A 20,814-nucleotide genomic window follows, 5' to 3' on the forward strand; every position below is an offset into this window, starting at 1 on the left:
TGCTATGGTGGATGGGGCTGCTCGCGCTAGGGGTTGGTGGCTTGATCCCCGTGCTGCTCCGCGCTGGGCTATTCGGCCGAGGGGAAGAGCGCTAGGCCCGTCTGCGGATCCCGCGTGCGAGCGAGCGGCACGCTCAGCACGTCCAGGAAAACCTCCAGGGTGGGCCAGACGATGGCCTGTAGCAGGTGGCCCCCGTGGGCGCTCCCGTTCGACGTGCCGATCACCGCGTGGCAATGCACCTTCAGCTGCCCCTCGAAAAGGCTGATGTTGCCGATCAAGGAGCACGCCTCGACCTGCTCGTTCCAGGTGTTCGGTTGGTAGTCCTTGCGCGCCCGGTCGAAGTACCCGAGGGTCACCGAGCTGAAGGCACCGATCGCCGTGAAGCGCGCGGCCTGGATTTGCTTTTCTGCGGCGAGTTTTAGGAGGCCGTCGAGGAACGACTCACCCGGGGCGAAGGCGATGAGCCGCGTTCTGGGATCCACTTCAGTCCAGATCAACGCGTCGCCTCCTGATTGTCGGTTACGGGGTGCGCTATGGTCGCAGGACGGGCAGGCGAACGATGAAGCGGCTGCCTCGGTCGGGAGCGCTCTCGACGGCGATCGCCCCGTCGTGGAGCTCGACCAGGCGCTTGACGATGGCCAGGCCCAGGCCGGTGCCGCCCGTGCGCTTGAGGCGCTGGTCGCGGATCTGGTAGTAGCGGTCGAAGATCCGCTCCAGGTGCTCGGGGGCCATCCCGATGCCGTGGTCGGCGACCTCGATGACCAGGTCGTTGCCTTCCTTGCCGCAGCGCAGGGCGATCTGGCCGCCCGACGGGGTGAAGCGCGAGGCGTTGTCGAGCAGGTTGCTCAAGATCTGCACCAGGCGCTCGCCATCGGCGTAGAGCGCGGGCAGGGGCAGATCGAGCTTGACCTCGAGGCGCTGGTGCTTGGCGTCGAGGACGGGCTGCATGGCCTTGAGGGTGGCCTGGATGGTCTCGACCGGGGCGACCATGGTCTTGTGGAGGACGTAGGCGTCGGCCTCGAGCTGGGAGAACACCAGCAGGTCCGAGACGACCCGCAGCATGGTCTCGCTGCCTTCGAGGATCTTGCGCACGCAGTCCCGCTGCAAGGGAGTGAGGCTCCCGATGCTCTCGTCGTCGAGGATGGAGCCGAAGCCGACGATGGTCGACAGGGGCGTCCGCAGCTCGTGGCTCACGTTGGCGATCAGGTTCACCTTGAGGCGGTCGTGATCGAGCGTCGTGCTCGGCGCCTCGTTCTGCACGAACAGGCGCTGCACCACGTCTTGGTACTGGGCATCCTCAGGGGTGATGCGAGCGCTGACGGCCGGCGCGATTTCGCCGGTGCTGCGGGTCTCTTCCACGAGTGGCCTCCGGTTTGGGCAAGGATGAGGCGGCGAATGGGCTGGTGACGGAGCTTCAGGTAACCGAGCGTTCCAAGTATAACCATGTCAGTGTCGTTATCACAAGATATAAACCTTTACGGTTTGTAACAGAGTTTTGTTGATGACATAGATCACGCCTCGCGCCGTGCCGCGCGTGGGGGCCCGTGTTAGCATGCGAAGGGCAATTTGCTGATGCCCTTTTCCCTTTCTGCCTCTTTCCGAAGGAGTTGCGCCCATGCGCGAGCCGTCTCTTCCTGTCCTCCCCGAAACCCTCGAATTTGCTCTCGAAGTCTGCGGCTTCGATCCGGAGGCCGTCGCGCGCCTCACGACCGAGGCCACGCGGCACGAAGGCGACTGGCAGGCTCCGGCGGAAGGCGAAGTGGCGTCTTACTTCCTCATGACGCCCGGGCATCTCGCGGTCTTCAAGGAGACCGTCGAGGGCGAAGTGAGCGGCTGGGGGACCTTCGAGGTCCTCGCGGGCCAAGAGGGGGCCGCGGCGCGCGCGACCATCGAGCAGCGCGAGGCCCGGGGCGATCGCTACACCTACGACGTGATCCGTACCGCCGAGGGTGTGGCGGCCGAGGTCAAGGGAAAGCGCAACCTGGTGGCGCACGACTGGATCTGGCGCTTCCCCATTCAGCCGCGCGATTGGACCGAGGAGCTGGACGAGACCACCGTCAGCTTCCAGCTCTACTTCGTCGAGGGGCCGGTGGACGTCGAGGCGGGCCGCTTCCACGGCTGCCTGCGCCTTTCGACCGTCAACGAGAACGGCTCGAGCGCCCACACCTACCATCCGCAGGCGGGACTCATCCTCAGCGAGTTCACCGACGTGGAGGGCACGCCCGGGCGGCGCGAGCTCTACGCCATGCTCCGCGTCTAGGGCCGTGGGGCGTCTCGAAGTGGTGCCGGGGGATCTCACCCGGCAGGACACGGACGCCATCGTCAACGCCGCCAACACGACCCTCATCGGCGCGGGCGGGGTGGCTGCGGCCATCCAGCGCGCGGCGGGGCCCAAGATCCTGCTGGCCCTCGCGGCCCTGGGAGGCTGCCCGACGGGCGAGGCCCGCATCACCCCGGGCTTTCGGCTACCGGCGCGCTTCGTGATCCATGCGGTCGGGCCGGTGTGGCGCGGCGGCACCCACCGAGAGGACGAGCTGCTCGCCAGCGCCTACCGCCACGCCCTGGCGCTCGCCAGCGAGAACGGTCTTCGCTCGATCGCTTTTCCTTCCATCTCGACCGGGATCTTCGGCTTTCCCCTCGAACGGGCCTCGCGCATCGCCGTAGGGGAGGTGAAGCGCTTCATGGCGGAGCATCCGGAGATCGAGCTGGTTCGCTTCGTGTGCTTCTCGGACGAGGTGCTGCACGCTTATCAGGCTGCGACCTAGCCGGAGCGGGTGTTACTCCGCCGTCTCATGGGCCAGGCGATGCTCGAAGGTGGCGATCGCCTCGCGCATGGCCTGTTCGGCCGCCTTGCGGCGCAGGGGATCGGCCGCGGCTTCCTGGAGGGCCCGATGCAGCGGTCGCACGCTCACCCGGTAGAGCCGCGCGAGGGCCTCTTGGCGATCCGGGGGGAGCACCGGCACGCGCAGGCTCCGAAGCTCTTTGAAGGAGAGGTTTGGGGTCGCCACCCCGTTGATCAGGCGTCGGATCTGGCCCTGCCCGAAGCGCGAAGCGAGATACAGCCAGGCGAAATGGGGATCGAGCCCATCAAAGCGCAGGATGTCCACGAAGCACCCCACGTTCGCCCGGATCGCCTCCTCCAGCACAGCCATGCGGCCCTTGCCCAGCGAGCCTGCTCCCGATCGCGCGAAGAGGAGATCTCCCGGCTGGGGCCTGCTCCGCGGCGGGTCGTAGGGCGAGTCGGCCGCGACGCGCTGGGCTCGGTACCACTCCAGACCTGAAAAGCCGAGCTCGGCCTGGTTGAGGATCACCACCTCACCGGGGCTCACCTCGCGCTGCCGGCCCGTGACGATGGGGCCGTACGTCATGAAGGCCAGGAAGTCCCCCAGAGGGGCGAAGGAGTAGCGCTCCTCGATGGCGTCGAGGGGCCTCGCAACGGAAGGCGACCAGAACCTCGGGTCCCAGCGCTGCCCCAAGAGTGACGGGGCCAGAGCGACCGACGCCTCGGCGCCCCTGAGCTTCGCTTCGAGGGCGTCCAGGATGCCCGGGTAAGCCGTGGCGCGCGGGGCTTCGAACAGGATGGCCGGCTCGTGGCTTTGGGCCTTCTCGATCACGACCAGGGCGGTGCGGGCCGTGGCCCCCTCGGTGCGGAAGGTGCCGGGGGGCAGCGAGACGACCACGCGGACGGTACCGTGGCGCTCCACCCAGTCACGAACGTGCTGGAGGCGCTGGTTGCTCAGGAGCCCCTCGGGCAGCACCAGGGCGACGAAGCCGCCCTCGGCGCACAGGCGCAGGCAGCGCTCGACGAAGAGGCACTCGATGGGAAAGGAATGGAGCCGCTCGGGGCGAAGGGGCGCACCCGGCTTGCGATGGATGTCGTAGTCTTCCCGCACGGCCTGGGCGAGCGCGAGCGCCTCGTCGGTCTCAGGGGTGGCGATCGCTTCGAGGCCCGCCGAGCCGTAGGGCGGGTTCCCGATCACCACATCGAAGGGCCCTTCGAGGACCGGATGGGGCAAGAGCGCGTCGGAGCGCACCAGGCGCAGGGCGGGATGCGCCTGGGAAAGGACCTCCCATTGGGGGCCGAGCGTCGGATCCACGTCCACGCCAACCAGGGTGGAGGCGTCGAGGCCACGGGCGAGGCCCTCGCGCAGGAAGACCCCCGCCCCCATGGCGGGTTCGAGCGCGCCTTGGGTCACGGTGGGGCGGCGCGAGGCGCCTTTCGACTGCAGCAACGCAACGGCCTCCCACGCGAAACCCGCGAGGGAGGCAGGGGTGAAGAATTGCCCGAGCTGCTGCTTGGCCTTGATCGATTTGCCGCTTGGGCCTACTTGGTCGAGGCCGGGGGCAGGATCGCGAGGGCCTGGCGAAGCGGGTACAGGCAGCTTTCGAACTCCTTGAGCGTGGCCTCGGTGCCCGGCAGGCGGCGCATTTCGCCGATGACGTGCTCGATGGCCCCGATGGTCAGCGCAAGCTGGCGATCATTGAGGGCGACCGACTTGGTGCGCGGATCCGGCTGGCGCTCGACGGTGCGATCCATGGCGCGATCCACGGTGCGATCCACAGGGCGTTCTTGCTGGGGCTCGGGTGCGCGCTCGGCGGAGCCGCCGCGGGCCGCCGAGCGACCGGATCCCCAGCCACCCCGGATCTCGGCCATGTCGAAGATCGAGCGTCCTGAACGCCCTTGGGGAGTTCCCTGGTTCGATGGTTCCATCAGTGCCTCCTGGGGGATATGGCCCCAAGCCTCAAACTAGCAACCGATCTCGCTGCCTGTCGGTGGTTCTGATCACAGTCGGCATGGAGGCGCTGGCCTCGGCGTGGCGCCGGTTCGCAGCAAGAAGGCGCGATCTCCAGTAACGACGCGCGCTCGGGGGGAATGCCCCCTTTAGCCCGTCGAGAATGCCGAGGGCCTCGCGCGGGAAGTAAGGGGCCATCAGCCCCAGGCAACTGGCGAGCAGGCTCCAGTGGCCGAAGCGCTCGGCCCACCAGATGCTCTCGTCCCACTCCACCAGCGCCGCCGTCTCGTGCCCACGCTCGCTCAGGCAGAGGGCCAAGAGGGGGCGCTCGCCAAGCAGATAGGGGCGTCCCGTGAGGCGTACGCGGCAATGCACCTCCAGCAGTTCGAGCCGACGCGCGGTTTTGTACACGGCAAAAGTCGAAGCGAGGGTCTGAAGCGTGCTCATCTGGCGTCTCCTCTCTCGAAATCGCGGTATAATGGGGCGAGTGCCCGCTCAAGAGCTTAGAACCCAGGGCCGAAGCGAAAGATCAGGGTCAGAACAAGGAGGCCGCCGTGGCGATCGAAACCCAAGTCCCGATGAGTCAAGAGGAGCGCGCGCGTCAGGCGCTTCGGACGCTGCTCGAGATCATCGGCGAGGATCCCGACCGCGAGGGTCTCAAGGACACTCCCGACCGGGTCCTGCGCAGCTGGACCGAGATCTTCGCCGGCTACCATCAGGACCCCGCCGAGATCCTCTCGACGACCTTCGAAGAGGTCGAAGGGTACCAGGAGTTCGTCCTGCTCAAGGACATCCCCTTCGACTCGACCTGCGAGCACCACATGCTGCCCTTCGACGGGCGCGCCCATATCGCCTACCTGCCTTCTGACCGGGTGGTGGGCCTCTCCAAGCTGGCGCGTCTGGTGGATTGCTTCGCGCGTCGCCTCCAGATCCAGGAGCGCATGACCCAGCACATCGCCCAGGCCCTGATGACCCACCTGGGCGCCCGGGGCGTCGCGGTGCTGGTCGAGGGGGTCCACGGCTGCATGACCTGCCGTGGCGTCCGCAAGGAAGGCTCGACCATGGTCACCACCGCCTTCGAAGGGGAGTTCGCCCGGAGCGATCGCCGCGCCGAATTCCTGATGCTGACCACCCGCTAGGCGGGCTACCTCACCGATCGAGCGAGATGAGCGGCCAATCGGCATACTGCCGGTTGGCGTACGCCATCGCCTCCTTGAGGGTATTGAAGTCCCGCTGGGAGCGCGGAAGCTCCTGCTCCACCACCTGATACCAGTCCGGCGTCTCGGCGATGTAGACCTGCAGGCGATCCTTGCGCTTGACCGAGAGGCTCCAGTTGTCGGCGCTGAAGTCGCGCTCGGCGCTCGCCTTGCCCTGCGCGATCAGGCGCGACTGGGGCGTGCTGCGCGCGAGAGTGGTGCTCTCGGTCGGCGTGGCGCACGAGGAGCCGGCGATGGCTACCAGCACGAAGGCGAGGGCGCTGAGGCGGGCTGATGTCATGGCGCGACCTCCTGAAGCGAAGAGGGGGGCGTGCGGTGGGTGTTTTTGATTCAATAACGATTTGTCGTAATTAATTTAGCATGCCTGGCCGTGCTTGAAAAGTCCGGGTAGGATGTGGGGAGCCCTGCTTGCTTTTGAAGGAGTCGCTTTCGTGTCACGCACCCTCATTGCCGCCTCCCTCGTCCTCGCCGCCCTGGTGAGCGCCCCCGGCGCCACCCTCGCGGCGAACCCCACCCCGATCCCTGCTGCCTGGCGCTACCAGGCGACGGGTGAGCCGGTGAAGGCCGCGCACGGCCTGGTCTCCAGCGTCTCGGCGATCGCAAGCCGGGTGGGCGTGGACGTCATGAAAAAGGGCGGCAACGCCTTCGACGCGGCGGTCGCGGTGGCCCTGGCCATGGCCGTGACCTGGCCCGAGGCGGGCAACATCGGCGGCGGCGGCTTCATGGTCGCCCGCGACGCCAAGGGCAAGACCTACGCCCTCGACTACCGCGAGACGGCTCCGGCCAAGGCCACCCGCGACATGTACCTGGACGCCCAGGGCAACCTGACCGACCTCAGCCTCACCCATCGCCTGGGCGCCGGCACCCCCGGCACGGTGCGCGGCCTCTACGAGGCCCACCGCAAGCTCGGTCACCTGCCCTGGAAGCAGCTCGTCCAGCCCGCGATCGATCTGGCCGAGAAGGGCTTCATCGTCGATCAGGGCCTTGCCACCTCGCTTGACAAGTACCAGGCGGATCTGCGGCGCGACCCCGAGGCGACGCGCATCTTCCTCAAGAACGGCAAGCCCCTCAAGGTGGGCGATCGCCTCGTGCAGAAGGACCTGGCCGGGACCCTGCGCCTCATCGCCGACAAGGGCCCCGATGGCTTCTACGCCGGGCCGGTGGCCAAGGCGATCGCGAAGGACATGGCCGCGAACGGCGGCATCATGACCGAGGCGGACCTCACGGCTTACCAGGCCAAGTGGCGCGAGCCCATCGCCTTCACCTACAAGGGCAAGCGCGTGATCAGCATGCCGCCGCCCAGCTCCGGCGGGATCCTGCTCGCCGAGATCCTCCAGATGCTCGAAGGCGACGACCTCAAGGCCCTGGGCTACCACACCGCGCCCATGATGCACCTGGTCACCGAAGTGGAGCGCCGCGCCTACGCGGACCGCAACGCGTACCTGGGCGATCCCGACTTCGTGCAGAACCCCATCGCGCAGCTCATGGATCCCGCCTACCTCAAGGCCCGCCGCGCCACCATCGACCCCGAGCGCTCCACTCCCGAGTACTCCAAGATGCCCGGCCTCGGTGAGCGTCTGGAGACCACCCACTTCGTCGTCGCCGATGCCAAGGGCAACGTGGTGAGCAACACCTACACCCTCAACGGCGCCTACGGCAACGCCATCGTCGCCAAGGGCACCGGAGTCCTCTACAACAACGAGATGGACGACTTCGCCGCCAAGCCGGGCACCCCCAACCTCTACGGCTTGGTGCAGGGCGAGCGCAACGCGGTGGCGCCGAACAAGCGCATGCTCAGCTCCATGTCGCCCACCCTCGTCCTGGACGAGCAGGACCGCTTCCTCATGGCGGTGGGCTCGCCCGGCGGTTCGACCATCCCCACCACCACCCTCCAGGTCATGCTCAACGTCCTGGACTACGGCATGAACGCCCGTCAGGCGGTGGTCGCGCCCCGCTTCCACCATCAGGGCCTGCCCGACCAGATCGACGTGGAGCCCAACGGCTTCGACCCCAAGGTCCTCTCGGAGCTGATGGCCATGGGTCACACCATCAAGGTGCGGTATCTGGGCGATGCCCAGGCCATCGTGCGCAAGCCGGACGGCACCCTCGAGGGCTGGGCGGATCCCCGAAAGGGCGGTCTGGCGGTCGGATACTAGCCCGCCACCCCCGAGAACCACGCCAACACTGGGGTTTCGTCTTCTCATCTGATAAGATGGGAAGCATGTACAAGCTGACGAAACGCCTCAAATTCGAAGCCGCGCACCGCATTCCGGGTCACCCCGGCAAGTGCGATCGCCTGCACGGCCACACCTACTTCGTGGACGTCGAGGTCAAGGGCACCGACCTCGACGCCCTGGGCATCCTGATCGACTTCAACGCTCTCAAGGCGCTGGAGAAGCTCCTGCCCGACCACACCTACCTCAACGACGAATTGCCCGGCATCCAGACCACCGCCGAGGGCCTCTCGCGCCACTTCTACGAGCGCTTCAAGGCCCAGATCCCCGAGGTCTGCGCCGTGACCGTCCACGAAGGGCCCAACTCCTGGTGCCGCTTCGAGGAGGCCTAAAGGCATGACCGTGGCGACCTCGACCTACCAGGTCTGCGAGATCTTCACCAGCATCCAGGGCGAGGGCACCCGCATCGGCGTGCCCAGCACCTTCGTGCGCTTTTTGCGCTGCAACCTCAAGTGCGCCTGGTGCGACACGACCTACTCCTGGAAGGAAGGCGAGATGGTCGAGGGGACCGAGATGTCCCCCGAGCGGATCCTCGAAGAGGTCCACGCCAACGACGTGGTCTTCACCGGTGGCGAGCCCATGATGCAGGAGCTCGCGCCCGTGCTCGCCGTGGTCGGCGATCGCCACGTCACCATCGAGACCAACGGCACCATCTTCAAGCCCTACGACCGGGTGGACCTCTGGAGCATCAGCCCCAAGCTCGGCTCCAGCGGTCACAAGCCCAATAAGCGCGTCATCGGCGAGTTCCTGACCCACTACGCTCACAAGCTCCAGCTCAAGTTCGTGGTGAACGGCGGCGAGGACCTGGCGGTGGTCAAGGCGCTGCTCTCCGAGTTCCCCGCGATCGCCGAGCGCAAGGTTCCGGTGATCATCCAGCCCGTCGGCAACTCCGAGCAGGGTGCGGGCGACTACCTCGAAGGCATGCGCGCCATGGTCGAGGATCACCTGCTCGCCGATCCCTTCTGGGCGGCCTACCAGTGGCGCGCCCTGCCCCAGTTCCATCGCCTCCTGTGGGGCGACAAGCGAGGAATCTAGAATCATGTCGAAGAAAGCCGTCGTCCTCCTCTCGGGAGGCCTGGACAGCACCACCTGCGCCTACCTGGCCAAGTCCCAGGGCTACGAGGTCTATGCCCTCTCCTTCGACTACGGCCAGCGCCTGGTGCGTGAGCTGGACTCGGCTCGGGCCGTGGCCAAGGCCGTGGGGGCCGCCGAGCACATCGTCATGAAGTTCGACCTCACCCGCTGGGGCGGCTCGGCTCTGACCCAGGCGGATCTCGACGTGCCCACCGGCCGCGACGTGGCCGAGATGGAAGAGACCATCCCCGTCACCTACGTGCCGGGCCGCAACATCCTGTTCTTGAGCTTCGCGGCTTCCTACGCCGAGGCCAAGGGCGCCGAGGCCATCTTCATCGGGGTCAACGCCCTCGATTACTCGGGCTACCCCGACTGCCGCCCCGAGTTCATCCAGGCCTACCAGGAGGCCGTTCGCCTCGGCACCAAGGCGGGCGTCGAGGGGCAGCCGATCCGGATCGAGACCCCCCTCTTGCACTGGACCAAGGCCGAGATCATCCAGCACGGTCTGGCGGTCGGCACCGACTACGGTCTGACCTGGTCGTGCTACCAGGGTGGCGAGGCGCCCTGCGGCACGTGCGATTCGTGCCTCTTGCGGGCCAAGGGCTTCGCCGAGGCGGGGGTGACGGACGCAGCGCTCGCCTTGAGCTGATGCATCGGACGTGAAACAGGGGCGGTCATTCGACCGCCCCTGTTCATTTTTGGGTGGGTTGAGCCTTAGGGCAGGTCGACGAGCTGGGTGCGCTCGTCGGCGGCGAAGCGGAGCTTGGAGAGCTCGGCCAGGATGTAGTTGTCCTCGATCGAATCAGGGATGATGGCGAACTTCAGGTTGGCGTACAGCTGCTTGATCGCGGCGCGGTCCTTCACCGTCTTGCCGTTGATCTGCACTCGCGCCACCTGGGTCAGCTGCGACTGGTTCCAGGTCTGCACCTGGAAGGTCGTCGTGCCGCTGGCGTCCTTGCCCGTGTAGAAGTAGGTCCGAAGCACGCTGGGGAACTGCGAAACGGGAGGCGCCACCTTGATCTCACCCTGCTGGACGGAGGTGATGGTCAGCGGGCGAGGCTGAACGCCTTCCAGGCCCGTGCGCTTGAACTTCACCAGGTCGCGCTTCTGGTCGAGGAGCCCGGCCGTCGCCTCGACGATGGCCTTGTCCGCCGCGTTCGTGACGCGAGCGCTGCGCAGGGCCTTCACGATCTGGTTCAGCTGCGCGACGTCCGAGACGTCCTCGAAGTTGGCCTGGAGGTACAGGTTCTCGCTGAAGTGGGGCTCCTGGAAGCTGGGGCCGGGCTTCCACTTGGGGTTGGGGCCGGCCTTGCTGTAGGTCCCGTGCAGCTCGAAGCCCCGATTGCCCTGCTTGCCGCGGAACACGAAGGCGTTCCCTTCGCCGGGACCCTTCGTGGTGTAATCCGAAAGGCCCTTGATCACGGTGAGCTCGAGCGCGCCCTGTGCGCTGCTGGCCTGCATGGCCTGCTGCGTGGTGCCCAGCGAGCCGGGGACCGTGCCGCAGCCGGCGAGAGCGGCGGTCAATACGAGGGCGGCGATCGCGAACTTCTTCATCTCTCTCAGGTCCTTTCTTAAACTAAAACTTAACTGTTGTTAGGTATATCGCAAACTACCTGGAAAGCTGAAGCGAATGAATATTGATACTTCATCAACCAAAGATTGATAAAGCCCCCGCGAACCAATCGGTTCGCGGGGGCTTTGGTGAGAAGCCGGCTTGTAGAGGTCGGCCTGCCTAGGACGTCAGGTGCTGGAGGATCTTCTCGAGGAGCATCTGCTTGGTCGCAAGCTCGGCGGGCGTGTAGGTGTGATCGTCCACCCCGTCCGGGCGGATGGGGACGTGCAGGTCCGACTCGATCATCTCCACCTTGTGGACGCCGCCCTTGAGGCCCTCGTCGATCAAGGGAGCGCTCACGGGGTCGACCGTCTGGTCGCCCTTGGGCTGGAGGATCAGGACGTCGGTGCTGGAGGCGAGCACGATCCGCTTGCGCAGGCGGTCCTTGACGATCTCGGTCAGGTCGATGAGTGAGGCGATGGTCGAGACCGGCCGGTTGCGGTACCAGTGGCCGAGGCCGGTGCCGCTCACCTTCTGGGCGGCGCTGACACCAAGCCAGCTGAGAGGCACCAGGTAGCCTGCGCGCTTGTCCTTGAACTCGGCGATGGGCGAGAGCATCACGATGCGCGGGGGCTGGGGCGAGAAGGCGTCACGGCTGAGGGCCTCGAGCACCAGGGTGCCGCCGGTCGAGACGGTGAGGAAGGTGATCTTCTGGTAGCCCTTGGCCTTGAGGGCCTTGTACTCGTCGAGGATGGGCGCCTGCCAGTCCTTCCAGGTGGCTTGCTCGAACTTGGAGAGGCTGGTGCCGTGGCCGCCGAGCAGCACCTTGGAGACCAGGAGGCCCTGGCCGCGCAGGTAGGTGGCGGCGTCCTGCATCTCGAAGGGGGTCGCCGTGAAGCCGTGGACCGCGATGACCACCGGGGTCGCCTTCTGCTGCGCGGTGGGGGCGGGGACCGTGACGCTTACGAGATCCGCCTTGATGCTCGCATCGGAGACGAGCCCGCTGTCGAGATCGCCGTTGCGGATCTCGTAGGGGGTGGGGCAGCCGGTGAGGGCCAGGAGGGTGGCGGGGGCGACGAGGGCAAGGGCGAGGCGGCGCATGGCTCGTGTCTCCTAGAGGGCGAAGCCTGCCTGCAGCAGGACGCGGGGCAGGGCGGCTGCGTTCGACGAGAACATCGGCTGGTTGTTGGAAGGGGGAAGGGGCAAGGGGGTGAGGCCGATGCCCAGGTTGGTGACCATGCGGCCCACCACCATCTGGTAGCCGACCCCCACCATGCCCATGGCGAACCAGTCGCCGGGGGTCTGGTCGCTGATCGAGGCCATGCGAAGTGCCGTGATCCCCGCCTCGGCGAAGAAGCCACCCGTCTGATCGCTCAGGAAGTAGCGGGCAGTACCCGTCACGTCGTGGGCGAGCACCAGGGTACCGGCTGCGAGCGAGTAGCCCAGCCGGCCGCGGCGGCCTTCGACTCCCAGGTGTAGCCACTCGGGGTTGGCAAGGCCGAGCACCAGGTGGGTGGACTGGACGGGCTCGGGTGCGGGGATCGCGGGGGGCATGGGGGCGATGGGCATCGGAGGGACCTCGTCACAAGGCGGGCAACCTCCTCATGCTACCCGTGCGACCGGGCCCTCGTCCAGCCGACTAGTCTTCTTTAAGAGGCGAGAGGGGCAGGGTGAACCAGAAGGTGCTGCCCTCTCCCGGGATGCTGTCGACCCCGATGTGGCCGCCGTGGGCCTCGACGATGGTCTTGCTGATGTTCAGCCCGAGGCCCGTCCCGCCCTTCTTGATGCCGCCTTCGAGCTGGCTGAAGCGGGCGAAGAGCTTGGGCAGCTCCTCGGGGGCGATGCCCTCGCCCGTGTCCACCACCTCGCAGTACAGGCTCTCGTCGCGCGCCTGGGCGCGGACTCGGACGCTCTGGCCCTCGGGCGTGAACTTGATGGCGTTGCTCAGCAGGTTGATGAGCACCTGCTCGATGCGCTGCGGGTCCATGGGCGCGCGCAGGGGCGCCTTGGGCAGCTCCAGCTCCAGGCCGAGCCGGGCGGCTTCGAGCTGCGGGTGGAGGCACTCGATGCTCTCGCGGATCATGAGGCTCAGGTCCGCCTCTTCGGATTTGAGCCGGAAGGTGCCGGCATCGATGCGGGCGAAGTCCAAAAGATCGTTCACCAGCGCTTCGAGGCGCCGGGCGCTCTGCTCGATCTGCTGGACGTAGGCCTCTTGGGTCTCGCTCAGGGAGCCGCCCAGACCATCCGCCAGGAATTCGGCGTAGCCCATGATCGAGGTCAGGGGCACGCGCAGGTCGTGGGAGACGGCGTTGACGAAGTTGTTCTTGAGATCGCCGAGGCGCCGGGCGGCTTCGAGCTCGCTGCTCGCCTTCTGCTCCTTGACGAGCAGGCGCTCGCGCTCGGCCTGGGCGCGCTTGCGCTCGGTCACGTCGCGCCCGACCACCAGCATCCCCTTGCGGCTGCCGTCCGGGTGAAACAGGGGGACCTTGATCGTCTCGAGGATCCGATCCGGGCTGTCGGGCTGGAGGATGGTCTCCTCGGCCAGCCGGAGCTCTCGTGCGTGCCAGGCCTCCTCGTCGGTGAGGTAACAGCCTTCGAGGGCCTCCTGGAAGAACGGGTTCTGCACGCCGAGCTCCAGGTCGGTCTTGCCCTGGTAGGTGCCGGGATCCAGCCGGAAGAGGTGGAGGCCCTGCGCGTTAGCCAGCACCCAGCGCCCGCGGCCGTCCTTGAGGAAGACCATGTCGGGCAGGGCCTCGATCAGGGTATCCAGGGGGATGTCGTGGGCCTGGAGATCCGCGCGCTGCTGCAGGCGCTGGGCGTTGCGGCCAAGCACGTACACCCGCCCCTCTTCCAGGTCGGGCCAGGCGCTCCATTCGATACGGTGGTAGTGGCCGTCCTTGGCGCGCATGCGGTGTGTCACGCCGGTGACGGCCTCGCCCGCGCGGAGCCGGTCGCGGATCGCGAGCGTCGCGGCGCGCTCGTCGGGGTGGACCAGCGAGAGGAGCATGACCCGTGCGAGATCCTCGGAGGTGTAGCCGAGGAGCTGGGTGAAGGCCGGATTGACTTGCTCGGGTACGCCGTCGAGCCTCATCAGGCAGATCGGTTCGGGGGAAAGCGCGAACATGCGATCCGTCCAACCCTGCGCGCCCCGGTCTTCCTCAGTCTTTGTCTGCTTCATGGCCGCTCCATCTTCGCTGAAGGCGCGTGACGAGACTTTATTAAGAAATATCATCGTCTCACGTTCCGCGCCGAAACTCAAGCTCGGCGCCTCGCTTCGTAGGCATGGTTGCCCTTCGCTCGGATCCTCGGCATAATGGGGACGTCGTACCCCCCACCCAGAGGCATTCCATGAATCAATCTCAACGGGAACGGCTCGCCCTGGTGCTGAGCCGCGCGATGCAGGCGGCCCTCACCGAGAGCCCCGAGCGCGTTCGCGAAGTCCTCGAGGAAACCCTGCGCGAGCTGGGCGGCGCCCCTTCGACGGCCCCCGCTCGCCAGCCCGGGCGGCGTGCCCCCCTCGCTCCGACGCGCGAGCCGATGCCCAGCTACGTCCCTCCCCTCAACGAAGCCGAGAACCGCAAGCAGCTGGTGGGCTTCCTCGATGTGATGGTCATGGCCAGCGGGATCGTCGGTCGCCGCACGGCCGATCGCCTGCTTCGCAAGATCTTCGGCGATCGCGTCCACAGCGCCGAGCGCTGGATGCTGGATCAAAACCTGGTCCAGCCCACCGAGGACGAGGCGCTCCAGCTCACCGAGGAAGGCCTGCGCTACCTCGAAAAGAATCGCGATAGCAAGTTCAAGAGCTACGTCGGTTTCGAGCCCGAGCCTTCGCGCCGCGGCGCCTAGTCGCCCCACTCCCAAGAACATCCGAGGCCCCCTCCACCCGGAGGGGGCCTCGGTGTCTTTTTGGAAAGAAGATTAAGCTTAGGTCAGGTGAAGTTAAATCTTGATTAAAGTCGGCGGATCGGTTATAAGAAATTCTTAACGGAATCGTCCGGCCTTCCAAAGGAGAATGAATCGGATGCTGCAAGCTCGCAAGCTCTTGATCCCGGCCCTCTCGCTCGTGATGGCGATCGCCATCAGCGCGTGCGGCATGTCCCCCCAGGGCTCGCCCACCGCGCTCTACCAGAGCAATTCGGGAGCGATCGACACCAGCGCCCAGGATTTCACCGATGAAGAGGCCCTGAAGGCCTCCGAGCTCAACCAGAGCGGCGATCTCGACAGCAAGGAGTTCGGCGAGTTCGAGACGGCCCTCGGCCGGACGGCGACCACCCTGTCGACCGCCGAGCGCCAGACCGCGGGCCTCTTCGATTCCCCCGCGGGCGGCTACTTCTCGGTCAAGCGCGCCACCAAGATCGGCTACGTGCGCTCCATCGAGGACGGCAAGTACATGCTGACCCTCAAGAAGGAAACGACCCAGATCTCGGTCACCGGCAGCGACGGCAAGCGCGATCGCCGCATTGAAGGCTACCTCAACCGCAAGGTCGTGCTGCGCGGCATCGTCATGGCCAACGGCCAGCTGATGGTCGAGCACATCATCACCATCCCGACCTTCAAGTCGGTCACGGACCTCTTCTTCAAGGGCCGCCTCGCGGGCACCGTCTACATCGCGAGCAACAAGCAGGGCCTCGTCGGCGCCCTGGTCGTCGCCAAGGCGGGCAGCACCGGCTACCTGTACCGGACCCAGACCGACCGGACGGGCAACTTCCAGTTCTCGGGTCTCGAGCCCGACACCTACTCGCTGACGGTGGGCCTCGGCGGCTTCAAGGGCGCCTCGCAGACCGGGCTCGGCGTGCTCAAGGGCAAGAAGACCAGCCTGATGATCCCCATGACCCCGGCCAACTAACTCACGGCTCGATTGGCGCCGCCTCCCGCGTGGAGGCGGCGCTTTTTTTATGCAAGCCGGAGGGTGAGGCGGAAGGTCGTCCCTTCCGGCCCGGTGGCTTCGAGGGCGATCGCGCCCTGCATGGCCGTCATGTACTCGCGGCAGATGGAGAGGCCGACCCCGGTCGAGGTGGGGTCCTGCGGGTTGGGGGGCTGGCGCTCGAAGAGGGCGTCGCGCCTCGCCTCGCAGATGCCGGGGCCGGTGTCTCGCACCCGGATCTCCGCATGGTCGTCCGTCAGGTGGGCGCTGACTTCTAGGCTGCCGCCGGTGGGCAGGACCTTGAGGGCGTTTGAGAACAGGTTGTCGAAGACGATCTCGAGCCGGGCCCGGTCTGCGAGGACCTCGACGTGGCTCGGCACCTCGATGAGGAGCCGGCCCTCGCGCTTCTTGAGCGGGTAGCGCAAATCGTCCAGGCAGCGCCCGATCAGCGCTGCGAGGGGCACGGCGCGCACGTCGAGCTGGTAGCGGTCGAGGGCGATCCCGTTGCGGTCGAAGTTCTGCATGACGTTGCGCTCGAAGCGCGTCAGCGAGGTGATGAGCTTGTCGAGCCGCTTGGCGACCCGGGTGCGGTCGTCGATGGCGTCGATCGCGTCCTTGAGCATGCCCTGGCCGACGAGGAGCGGCGTCTTGAGCTGGTGGGAGACCACCGCGTTGAGGCGCTGCTGCAGCTCGCTCTCTTCCTGGGCCTTGAGGGCCGCGAGGCGCTGGTCGATCCGAGCGCGGCCGAGCCACTGGTTCTCGAGCCCCAAGGCGAAGAGGGCGCACGCCTGCGCCAGGGTCTGGCGCTCCGCCTCCGAGAGGCGGACCCCCGCCTTGCGGCGGCCCAGCACCAGGAGGCCGACGGTCTGGCGGTGCCCCTTGAGAGGGAGGCCCGACACGAAGCCGTCAACGAGCGCAAGGCCGTTCTCCATGGCCTCCAGGGGCAGCTCGCGTCGCGCGCCGCGATCGCCGGGGCCCGCCCCTGCGACCCAGCTGAGCACCTGTGCCTGGGGCTCGCGCCGGTAGAGGCCGGCCTGCTCGAAGCCCAGGTGGTCGACCAGGGCCTGGAGCAGGGTCGTCTCCTCGCCGGGAAGGCCGTCGAGGGTAGCGAGCACGGCCTGGAGGCTGCGATGGTTGCGAAAGCGGGGGATTCTCCACATGACGGTCTTGTACCCAGGCCCGCGCCTGTCGTAGGCTAGGGGCCATGTGGCCTCGCTTCCTGCCGACTCCCTGGTCGCGCCCTTCCCGCCTGAACGACGGCGGGCTGGATCGCCTGCGAACCGAGCTTGCGGCCCAGAGCAGCGCCGCCCAGGTGGCCCTCGTGATCGCCGTGCACCTGTCGCGCCTCTCGGGGGCTTCGGGGGTTGCGGTGCGGGTCCACGAGGGGCCCGAGCACAAGGCCATCCACGTCCACCACGGCGAGGTGCGCACCCCCGCGCGCCAGAAGCACCCGCTCGTTGCGGCGGGCAAGTCCTTCGGCGAGATTACCTTCCACGGGCCGGGGCTCTTGCGGCGCGATCGCTGGAGCCGCGCGCTCGCCTACGGGGCGGTCGCGATCCAGAACGCCCTGTTGGCCGAGCAGGCGCTCGACGCCGAGCTGGAGAGTGCCCAGGCCAGGGCCCAGCGGGATCTCCAGTACCGCCTCACCTGGATGGCCTCCACCCAGATCTGCCGCCTGCTGGATGAGGCCCAGGGCCGGCTGCGCACGGCCCGCTCGCAGGTCGAGGTCGCCCCATCCCCGGCGCTCGCCGAGGAGCTCTCGGCGATCGCTTCGAGCCTGATGCAGCTCGAAGCCTTCGTGCATGCCAACCTCAACAGCGTCAGGGGGAGCGAGGCCCCCTGACCTGCCTCCTCTTGTTCGTTTCCCGCTTCCTCGGGTAGCATAGGGGCAGGAGGAAGCCATGAAGAAGACCGTTCTAATCGTTGAAGACCATCCGGACGCCCTCGAATTCTTTGAAGAGGTCCTCCAGGAGCATGGCTATCAGGTCCTGACCGCCGAGAACGGCCGCAAGGGCCTCGACCTCGCCCAGGCCAACAAGCTCGACGCCCTGCTGCTGGACGTGAACCTTCCCCAGCTGACGGGCCGCGAGATCTACGAGGCCCTTCGCAAGCAGGCCAAGTACAAGAGCCTGCCCATCATCTTCATCACCGCGGACCAGGGGGACGACGTCTCGGATCTCGTCGCCAAGCCGCACACCCACTACATGAAGAAGGCGATCGACGTCAACCGCCTCGTCGACCTTCTGGGCGACGTTCTCGGCGCCTAGCCCGACTTTCAACTCAGAGGCCTGCGAGGATCGTCCTCGCAGGCCTCTTTCCCGTTGCGCCTTCGCACGCTTGGGGAAGAATGGAGAGCGGGGCATTTTCAGGACGTGAGGGGAATCAGCGTGCAAGGGCAGACGAGGGCTTGGGGCAACGAGGTGGTCTATCACCTCTTCGTGGACCGCTTCCGCAACGGCAACCCGGCCCTGAACGTGCGGCCCGCGAGCTTCCACTTCCACGGCCAGCCCGTCGCCGTTTCGCAGAACAAGCGCGAGCTCACGGGCGATCGCACCCACCAGCACACCTTCTACAACGGCGACCTCCAGGGCATCCGCGACGCCCTGCCCTACCTGCAAGAGCTGGGCGTGACCGTGGTCCTGCTCACCCCTATCTTCGCAAGCCGCTCGACCCACCGCTACGATACCGACGACTACCTGCGCCTGGATCCGCACGTGGGCACCGACGAGGACTTCAGGGCCCTGGTGGACGACCTCCATTCGCGCGGGATGAAGCTCGCCCTCGACGGGGTCTTCGGCCATACCAGCTTCGAGCACCCCTGGTACCGGGACCCGGCCCTGCGCAAGAAGCACTACCGCCTGAAGCCCGATGGCAACGCCGAGACGTGGCTCGGCTGGGGGGTGTTGCCCAAGCTCGACACCGACGACCCCGAGACCCAGGACAAGCTCCTCGAAGTCATCGATCGCTGGCCGGGCGTGGATGCCTGGCGGCTGGATGCGGCCCAGCACCTGCCCGCGAGCTTCCTGAGGCGCTTTCGCGAACGCCTCAAGGCCCAGAATCCTCATGCGATCGTCATCGCCGAAGAGTGGGAGGCGGTCCCTACCCAGCTGCGCGACGGCCTCTACGACGGGGTGCTCAACTTCCAGTTCCGGCGGCCGGTGGTGGATTTCTTCCGCGGCGAGATCGGGGCCGAGACCATGGTCCGGCGCCTTTCGGCCTACCTGGACGCCTACCCGCCGGAAGCCCTGCGCCACTGCTGGAACCTGCTGGACAACCACGATACCGAGCGCTACTTCGGTCATCACGCCCACGACGCACGGCGTCTGCGCCTGGCCCTCGCCCTCCAGATCCTCCTGCCCGGCACCCCGCAGCTCTACTACGGCAACGAGATCGGCATGACCGCCCGGGACTCGCACGCGGCGCGCGCGCCCATGGTCTGGGAGCCCCGGAAGTGGGACCGCTCGGTGCGCGCGGCCTACGACGAGTTCCTGGGGCTGCGCCGGGCCCATGCGGTCTTCGACGAGGGAGGCCTGCGCTGGGTCCACGCCTCGAACCGGACCAAGACGGTGGCCTTCGTGCGTGAGAGCGACACTGCCCGCGCCCTGGTGGCCGTCAACGCGGGGGACTACGACGAGACCCTGGACTTCGAGGGCGAGCGCATCCTCGTGAAGGCCCAGGATACGCGGGTCGTTTTCGCCTGAGCGCCTGATATAATCCTTTAGCTTGCTTTGATCAGCTCGACGTAAGGACCCGCGATGAAGCTTTCTTCTGGCTTGGGAGCGCTCTCGCTCGCCGCTTTGCTGGCGACGAGCGGGTGCGCGGTACTGGTCCCCTGGCGCCTCGCCTGGGGAGGCTGGCAGGAGGGGATCCCCCACGAGCCGCTGCTCTTCAAGAACGTCAGCGACGCCACGGCGCGCCAGGCGGCGGCCGGGGCGCTGGTGGGCCTCAAGGAGAAGCCCTTCGGCCTCAAGGACGTCCGGGTCGTGCCCGCCCCCGCCTCTGACTCGGTGCTCCTGATGGCCTCGCTGCCCTTCGAGCCGCCGAGCGTTTCGCCCGAGACCGAGGGCTACTACCAGGGCGCCGTCCTGCCGGTCTTCGTGAAGGTCCGCTGGGACGTGAAGGCCCTGACCCGCTTCGAGGTCTCGAGCCGCATCATTCGCTCGCCCTTCAAGGCCGACTGGGTCGACGCCTACGACGCGACCGGCAGCGCCGACGCCACCCCCGCCTATCTCATGCGTCGCGCGAGCGACCTGCGGACCCGCAGCGAGGCCGCCCGGATGGACGAGGCCCTGGATCGCTTGAACGTGACCCTGCGCGAGGCGGTCACCGCCGATCTGCCCTGGGTCGTCGAGGAGGTGGCGCGATGAAGACGGCGCTCGCACTCTCGATGCTCTTTGTCCTGGGGACGGCGAGCGGGGCGCTGGCGGCGGATGTCCGTCTGAGCGCAGAGGAGCTGGACCCCTACATGCTCGAGGCGCGCCCCGAGCTGCGCCACCGGATGCAGGCGGCGCACGTCCTCGGCTTCGTCGGTGTCGGCCAGGTCCAGGGCGAGGACGCCTACACGGCGGATCTGGCCGGGTGGTCGTACTGGGATCGTCGCTTCTACGCGGCTGCTCACCTGGGCGGGATCATGCTCTCGCCCCGGCTCTTCGGCATCGCCCGGGACCCGCAGAACCCCCAGGCGCCGATGAACACCCTCATGCCGATCGCAAGCGCCCTCTTGGGCTACAACCTGGTCGGCACCAAGCACGAGAGCCGCGAGCTGGAGCCCCTCTGGAGCCTGGGCGATCGCACTTACCTGAGCGTCGGGATGGGGACGGCCGCCGGCTTCACCGCCACCAAGGACGGCCTGTACGGCCTCGGCCTGACCGTGGGCCCCATGCTCGGCGCGCGCTACAAGCTCCTGGACTGGCGCAACGTGAACGCCTACGGCCACTACGTCTACGGCCTCAACCGGGCCGCCGACTTCTACGAGGCGGGTGTTCATGCCAGCTTCGGCTCGAACGTGATCGAGCTCGGCTACCGCGGCGGCCAGAGCGCGGCCTACCTCCAGCGGACGGTCTCGGGGGATACGCTCTTGGCCTCGCCCCAGGCCATCCCTTACGGGGCCTGGTTCCTGCGCTTCTCTCAGGGGTACTAG

25 protein-coding genes are annotated in these 20,814 nt (G+C 67.2%); 14 read left to right on the forward strand and 11 right to left on the reverse strand.

Annotation, left to right across the window (positions count from 1 at the left end):
- Positions 1 to 68 precede the first annotated feature (68 nt).
- Complete coding sequence (locus J7643_13110; protein ID MBO9541521.1) at positions 69 to 497, reverse strand: DUF296 domain-containing protein; 429 nt, start codon at positions 495 to 497, stop codon at positions 69 to 71.
- 34 nt (positions 498 to 531) lie between these two features.
- Positions 532 to 1,359: a hypothetical protein gene (locus J7643_13115; GenBank protein ID MBO9541522.1), complete on the reverse strand. Its 828-nt coding sequence runs from the start codon at positions 1,357 to 1,359 to the stop codon at positions 532 to 534.
- Positions 1,360 to 1,615: 256 nt separating this feature from the next.
- Between J7643_13115 and J7643_13120 the strand changes: the two genes are divergently transcribed.
- Positions 1,616 to 2,260 (forward strand): hypothetical protein, encoded by a 645-nt coding sequence (locus J7643_13120; protein ID MBO9541523.1) that lies wholly within the window; start codon positions 1,616 to 1,618, stop codon positions 2,258 to 2,260.
- Between the two features lie 4 nt (positions 2,261 to 2,264).
- Positions 2,265 to 2,765, forward strand: coding sequence for an O-acetyl-ADP-ribose deacetylase (locus tag J7643_13125; protein ID MBO9541524.1), 501 nt, complete (start codon positions 2,265 to 2,267; stop codon positions 2,763 to 2,765).
- Positions 2,766 to 2,777: 12 nt separating this feature from the next.
- Here J7643_13125 and J7643_13130 read toward each other — a convergent pair whose 3' ends face one another.
- The 3 genes from J7643_13130 to J7643_13140 are packed head-to-tail and all read right to left on the reverse strand — an operon-like array spanning position 2,778 to position 5,180.
- Complete coding sequence (locus J7643_13130) at positions 2,778 to 4,382, reverse strand: N-6 DNA methylase (GenBank protein ID MBO9541525.1); 1,605 nt, start codon at positions 4,380 to 4,382, stop codon at positions 2,778 to 2,780.
- A complete protein-coding gene (locus tag J7643_13135; GenBank protein MBO9541526.1) occupies positions 4,325 to 4,711 on the reverse strand; it encodes a hypothetical protein in 387 nt (128 codons plus the stop codon). Before J7643_13135 ends, J7643_13130 begins: the two co-directional genes overlap by 58 nt.
- Before the next feature lie 31 nt (positions 4,712 to 4,742).
- Positions 4,743 to 5,180, reverse strand: coding sequence for a hypothetical protein (locus J7643_13140; GenBank protein ID MBO9541527.1), 438 nt, complete (start codon positions 5,178 to 5,180; stop codon positions 4,743 to 4,745).
- A 131-nt stretch (positions 5,181 to 5,311) separates the two neighbouring features.
- Here J7643_13140 and folE point away from each other — a divergent pair, with 131 nt between their 5' ends.
- Entirely contained in the window at positions 5,312 to 5,872 is a 561-nt protein-coding gene (gene folE, locus J7643_13145) for a GTP cyclohydrolase I FolE (GenBank protein MBO9541528.1), read from the forward strand.
- Between the two features lie 10 nt (positions 5,873 to 5,882).
- On the opposite strand, the gene J7643_13150 is transcribed toward folE, so the two are convergent.
- Entirely contained in the window at positions 5,883 to 6,230 is a 348-nt protein-coding gene (locus J7643_13150) for a hypothetical protein (protein MBO9541529.1), read from the reverse strand.
- A gap of 112 nt (positions 6,231 to 6,342) precedes the next feature.
- Between J7643_13150 and ggt the strand changes: the two genes are divergently transcribed.
- The 4 genes from ggt (at position 6,343) to queC (ending at position 9,907) form a co-directional block, all read left to right on the forward strand.
- Entirely contained in the window at positions 6,343 to 8,106 is a 1,764-nt protein-coding gene (ggt, locus tag J7643_13155) for a gamma-glutamyltransferase (GenBank protein MBO9541530.1), read from the forward strand.
- Positions 8,107 to 8,171: 65 nt separating this feature from the next.
- A complete protein-coding gene (locus J7643_13160; protein MBO9541531.1) occupies positions 8,172 to 8,516 on the forward strand; it encodes a 6-carboxytetrahydropterin synthase in 345 nt (114 codons plus the stop codon).
- Positions 8,517 to 8,520: 4 nt separating this feature from the next.
- Entirely contained in the window at positions 8,521 to 9,219 is a 699-nt protein-coding gene (locus tag J7643_13165; GenBank protein ID MBO9541532.1) for a 7-carboxy-7-deazaguanine synthase QueE, read from the forward strand.
- A 4-nt stretch (positions 9,220 to 9,223) separates the two neighbouring features.
- Positions 9,224 to 9,907, forward strand: coding sequence for a 7-cyano-7-deazaguanine synthase QueC (gene queC, locus J7643_13170; GenBank protein ID MBO9541533.1), 684 nt, complete (start codon positions 9,224 to 9,226; stop codon positions 9,905 to 9,907).
- 65 nt (positions 9,908 to 9,972) lie between these two features.
- Here the strand turns inward: queC and J7643_13175 are convergent, their stop codons facing one another.
- The 4 genes from J7643_13175 to J7643_13190 form a co-directional block, all read right to left on the reverse strand.
- Positions 9,973 to 10,812 carry a hypothetical protein gene (locus J7643_13175; GenBank protein ID MBO9541534.1) on the reverse strand — a complete coding sequence of 280 codons (840 nt, stop codon included), beginning with the start codon at positions 10,810 to 10,812 and terminating at the stop codon, positions 9,973 to 9,975.
- Positions 10,813 to 10,990: 178 nt separating this feature from the next.
- Positions 10,991 to 11,911: a hypothetical protein gene (locus tag J7643_13180; GenBank protein MBO9541535.1), complete on the reverse strand. Its 921-nt coding sequence runs from the start codon at positions 11,909 to 11,911 to the stop codon at positions 10,991 to 10,993.
- Between the two features lie 12 nt (positions 11,912 to 11,923).
- Positions 11,924 to 12,379, reverse strand: coding sequence for a hypothetical protein (locus tag J7643_13185; GenBank protein MBO9541536.1), 456 nt, complete (start codon positions 12,377 to 12,379; stop codon positions 11,924 to 11,926).
- 70 nt (positions 12,380 to 12,449) lie between these two features.
- Positions 12,450 to 13,988, reverse strand: coding sequence for a PAS domain S-box protein (locus J7643_13190; GenBank protein ID MBO9541537.1), 1,539 nt, complete (start codon positions 13,986 to 13,988; stop codon positions 12,450 to 12,452).
- A 170-nt stretch (positions 13,989 to 14,158) separates the two neighbouring features.
- Between J7643_13190 and J7643_13195 the strand changes: the two genes are divergently transcribed.
- Both J7643_13195 and J7643_13200 read left to right on the forward strand, forming a co-directional pair.
- Positions 14,159 to 14,656 (forward strand): hypothetical protein, encoded by a 498-nt coding sequence (locus tag J7643_13195; GenBank protein MBO9541538.1) that lies wholly within the window; start codon positions 14,159 to 14,161, stop codon positions 14,654 to 14,656.
- Positions 14,657 to 14,831: 175 nt separating this feature from the next.
- The gene (locus tag J7643_13200) at positions 14,832 to 15,656 is read left to right on the forward strand and encodes a carboxypeptidase regulatory-like domain-containing protein (protein ID MBO9541539.1); all 825 of its coding nucleotides are present in this window, start codon (positions 14,832 to 14,834) and stop codon (positions 15,654 to 15,656) included.
- A 47-nt stretch (positions 15,657 to 15,703) separates the two neighbouring features.
- Here J7643_13200 and J7643_13205 read toward each other — a convergent pair whose 3' ends face one another.
- The gene (locus J7643_13205; protein MBO9541540.1) at positions 15,704 to 16,834 is read right to left on the reverse strand and encodes a HAMP domain-containing histidine kinase; all 1,131 of its coding nucleotides are present in this window, start codon (positions 16,832 to 16,834) and stop codon (positions 15,704 to 15,706) included.
- A 44-nt stretch (positions 16,835 to 16,878) separates the two neighbouring features.
- On the opposite strand from J7643_13205, the gene J7643_13210 reads away from it, so the two are divergent.
- The 5 genes from J7643_13210 (at position 16,879) to J7643_13230 (ending at position 20,814) form a co-directional block, all read left to right on the forward strand.
- Positions 16,879 to 17,517, forward strand: a complete 639-nt coding sequence (locus tag J7643_13210; protein MBO9541541.1) for a hypothetical protein — start codon at positions 16,879 to 16,881, stop codon at positions 17,515 to 17,517.
- A gap of 58 nt (positions 17,518 to 17,575) precedes the next feature.
- On the forward strand, positions 17,576 to 17,941 hold the full coding sequence (locus J7643_13215) for a response regulator (protein ID MBO9541542.1): 366 nt from the start codon (positions 17,576 to 17,578) through the stop codon (positions 17,939 to 17,941).
- Positions 17,942 to 18,061: 120 nt separating this feature from the next.
- The gene (locus J7643_13220; protein MBO9541543.1) at positions 18,062 to 19,375 is read left to right on the forward strand and encodes a glycoside hydrolase family 13 protein; all 1,314 of its coding nucleotides are present in this window, start codon (positions 18,062 to 18,064) and stop codon (positions 19,373 to 19,375) included.
- Between the two features lie 54 nt (positions 19,376 to 19,429).
- On the forward strand, positions 19,430 to 20,041 hold the full coding sequence (locus J7643_13225) for a hypothetical protein (GenBank protein ID MBO9541544.1): 612 nt from the start codon (positions 19,430 to 19,432) through the stop codon (positions 20,039 to 20,041).
- Positions 20,038 to 20,814 carry a hypothetical protein gene (locus tag J7643_13230; protein ID MBO9541545.1) on the forward strand — a complete coding sequence of 259 codons (777 nt, stop codon included), beginning with the start codon at positions 20,038 to 20,040 and terminating at the stop codon, positions 20,812 to 20,814. The genes J7643_13225 and J7643_13230 overlap by 4 nt, the downstream gene beginning before the upstream one ends.

The sequence above is a fragment of the bacterium genome (assembly GCA_017744355.1).
Taxonomy (GTDB): domain Bacteria; phylum Cyanobacteriota; class Sericytochromatia; order S15B-MN24; family UBA4093; genus JAGIBK01.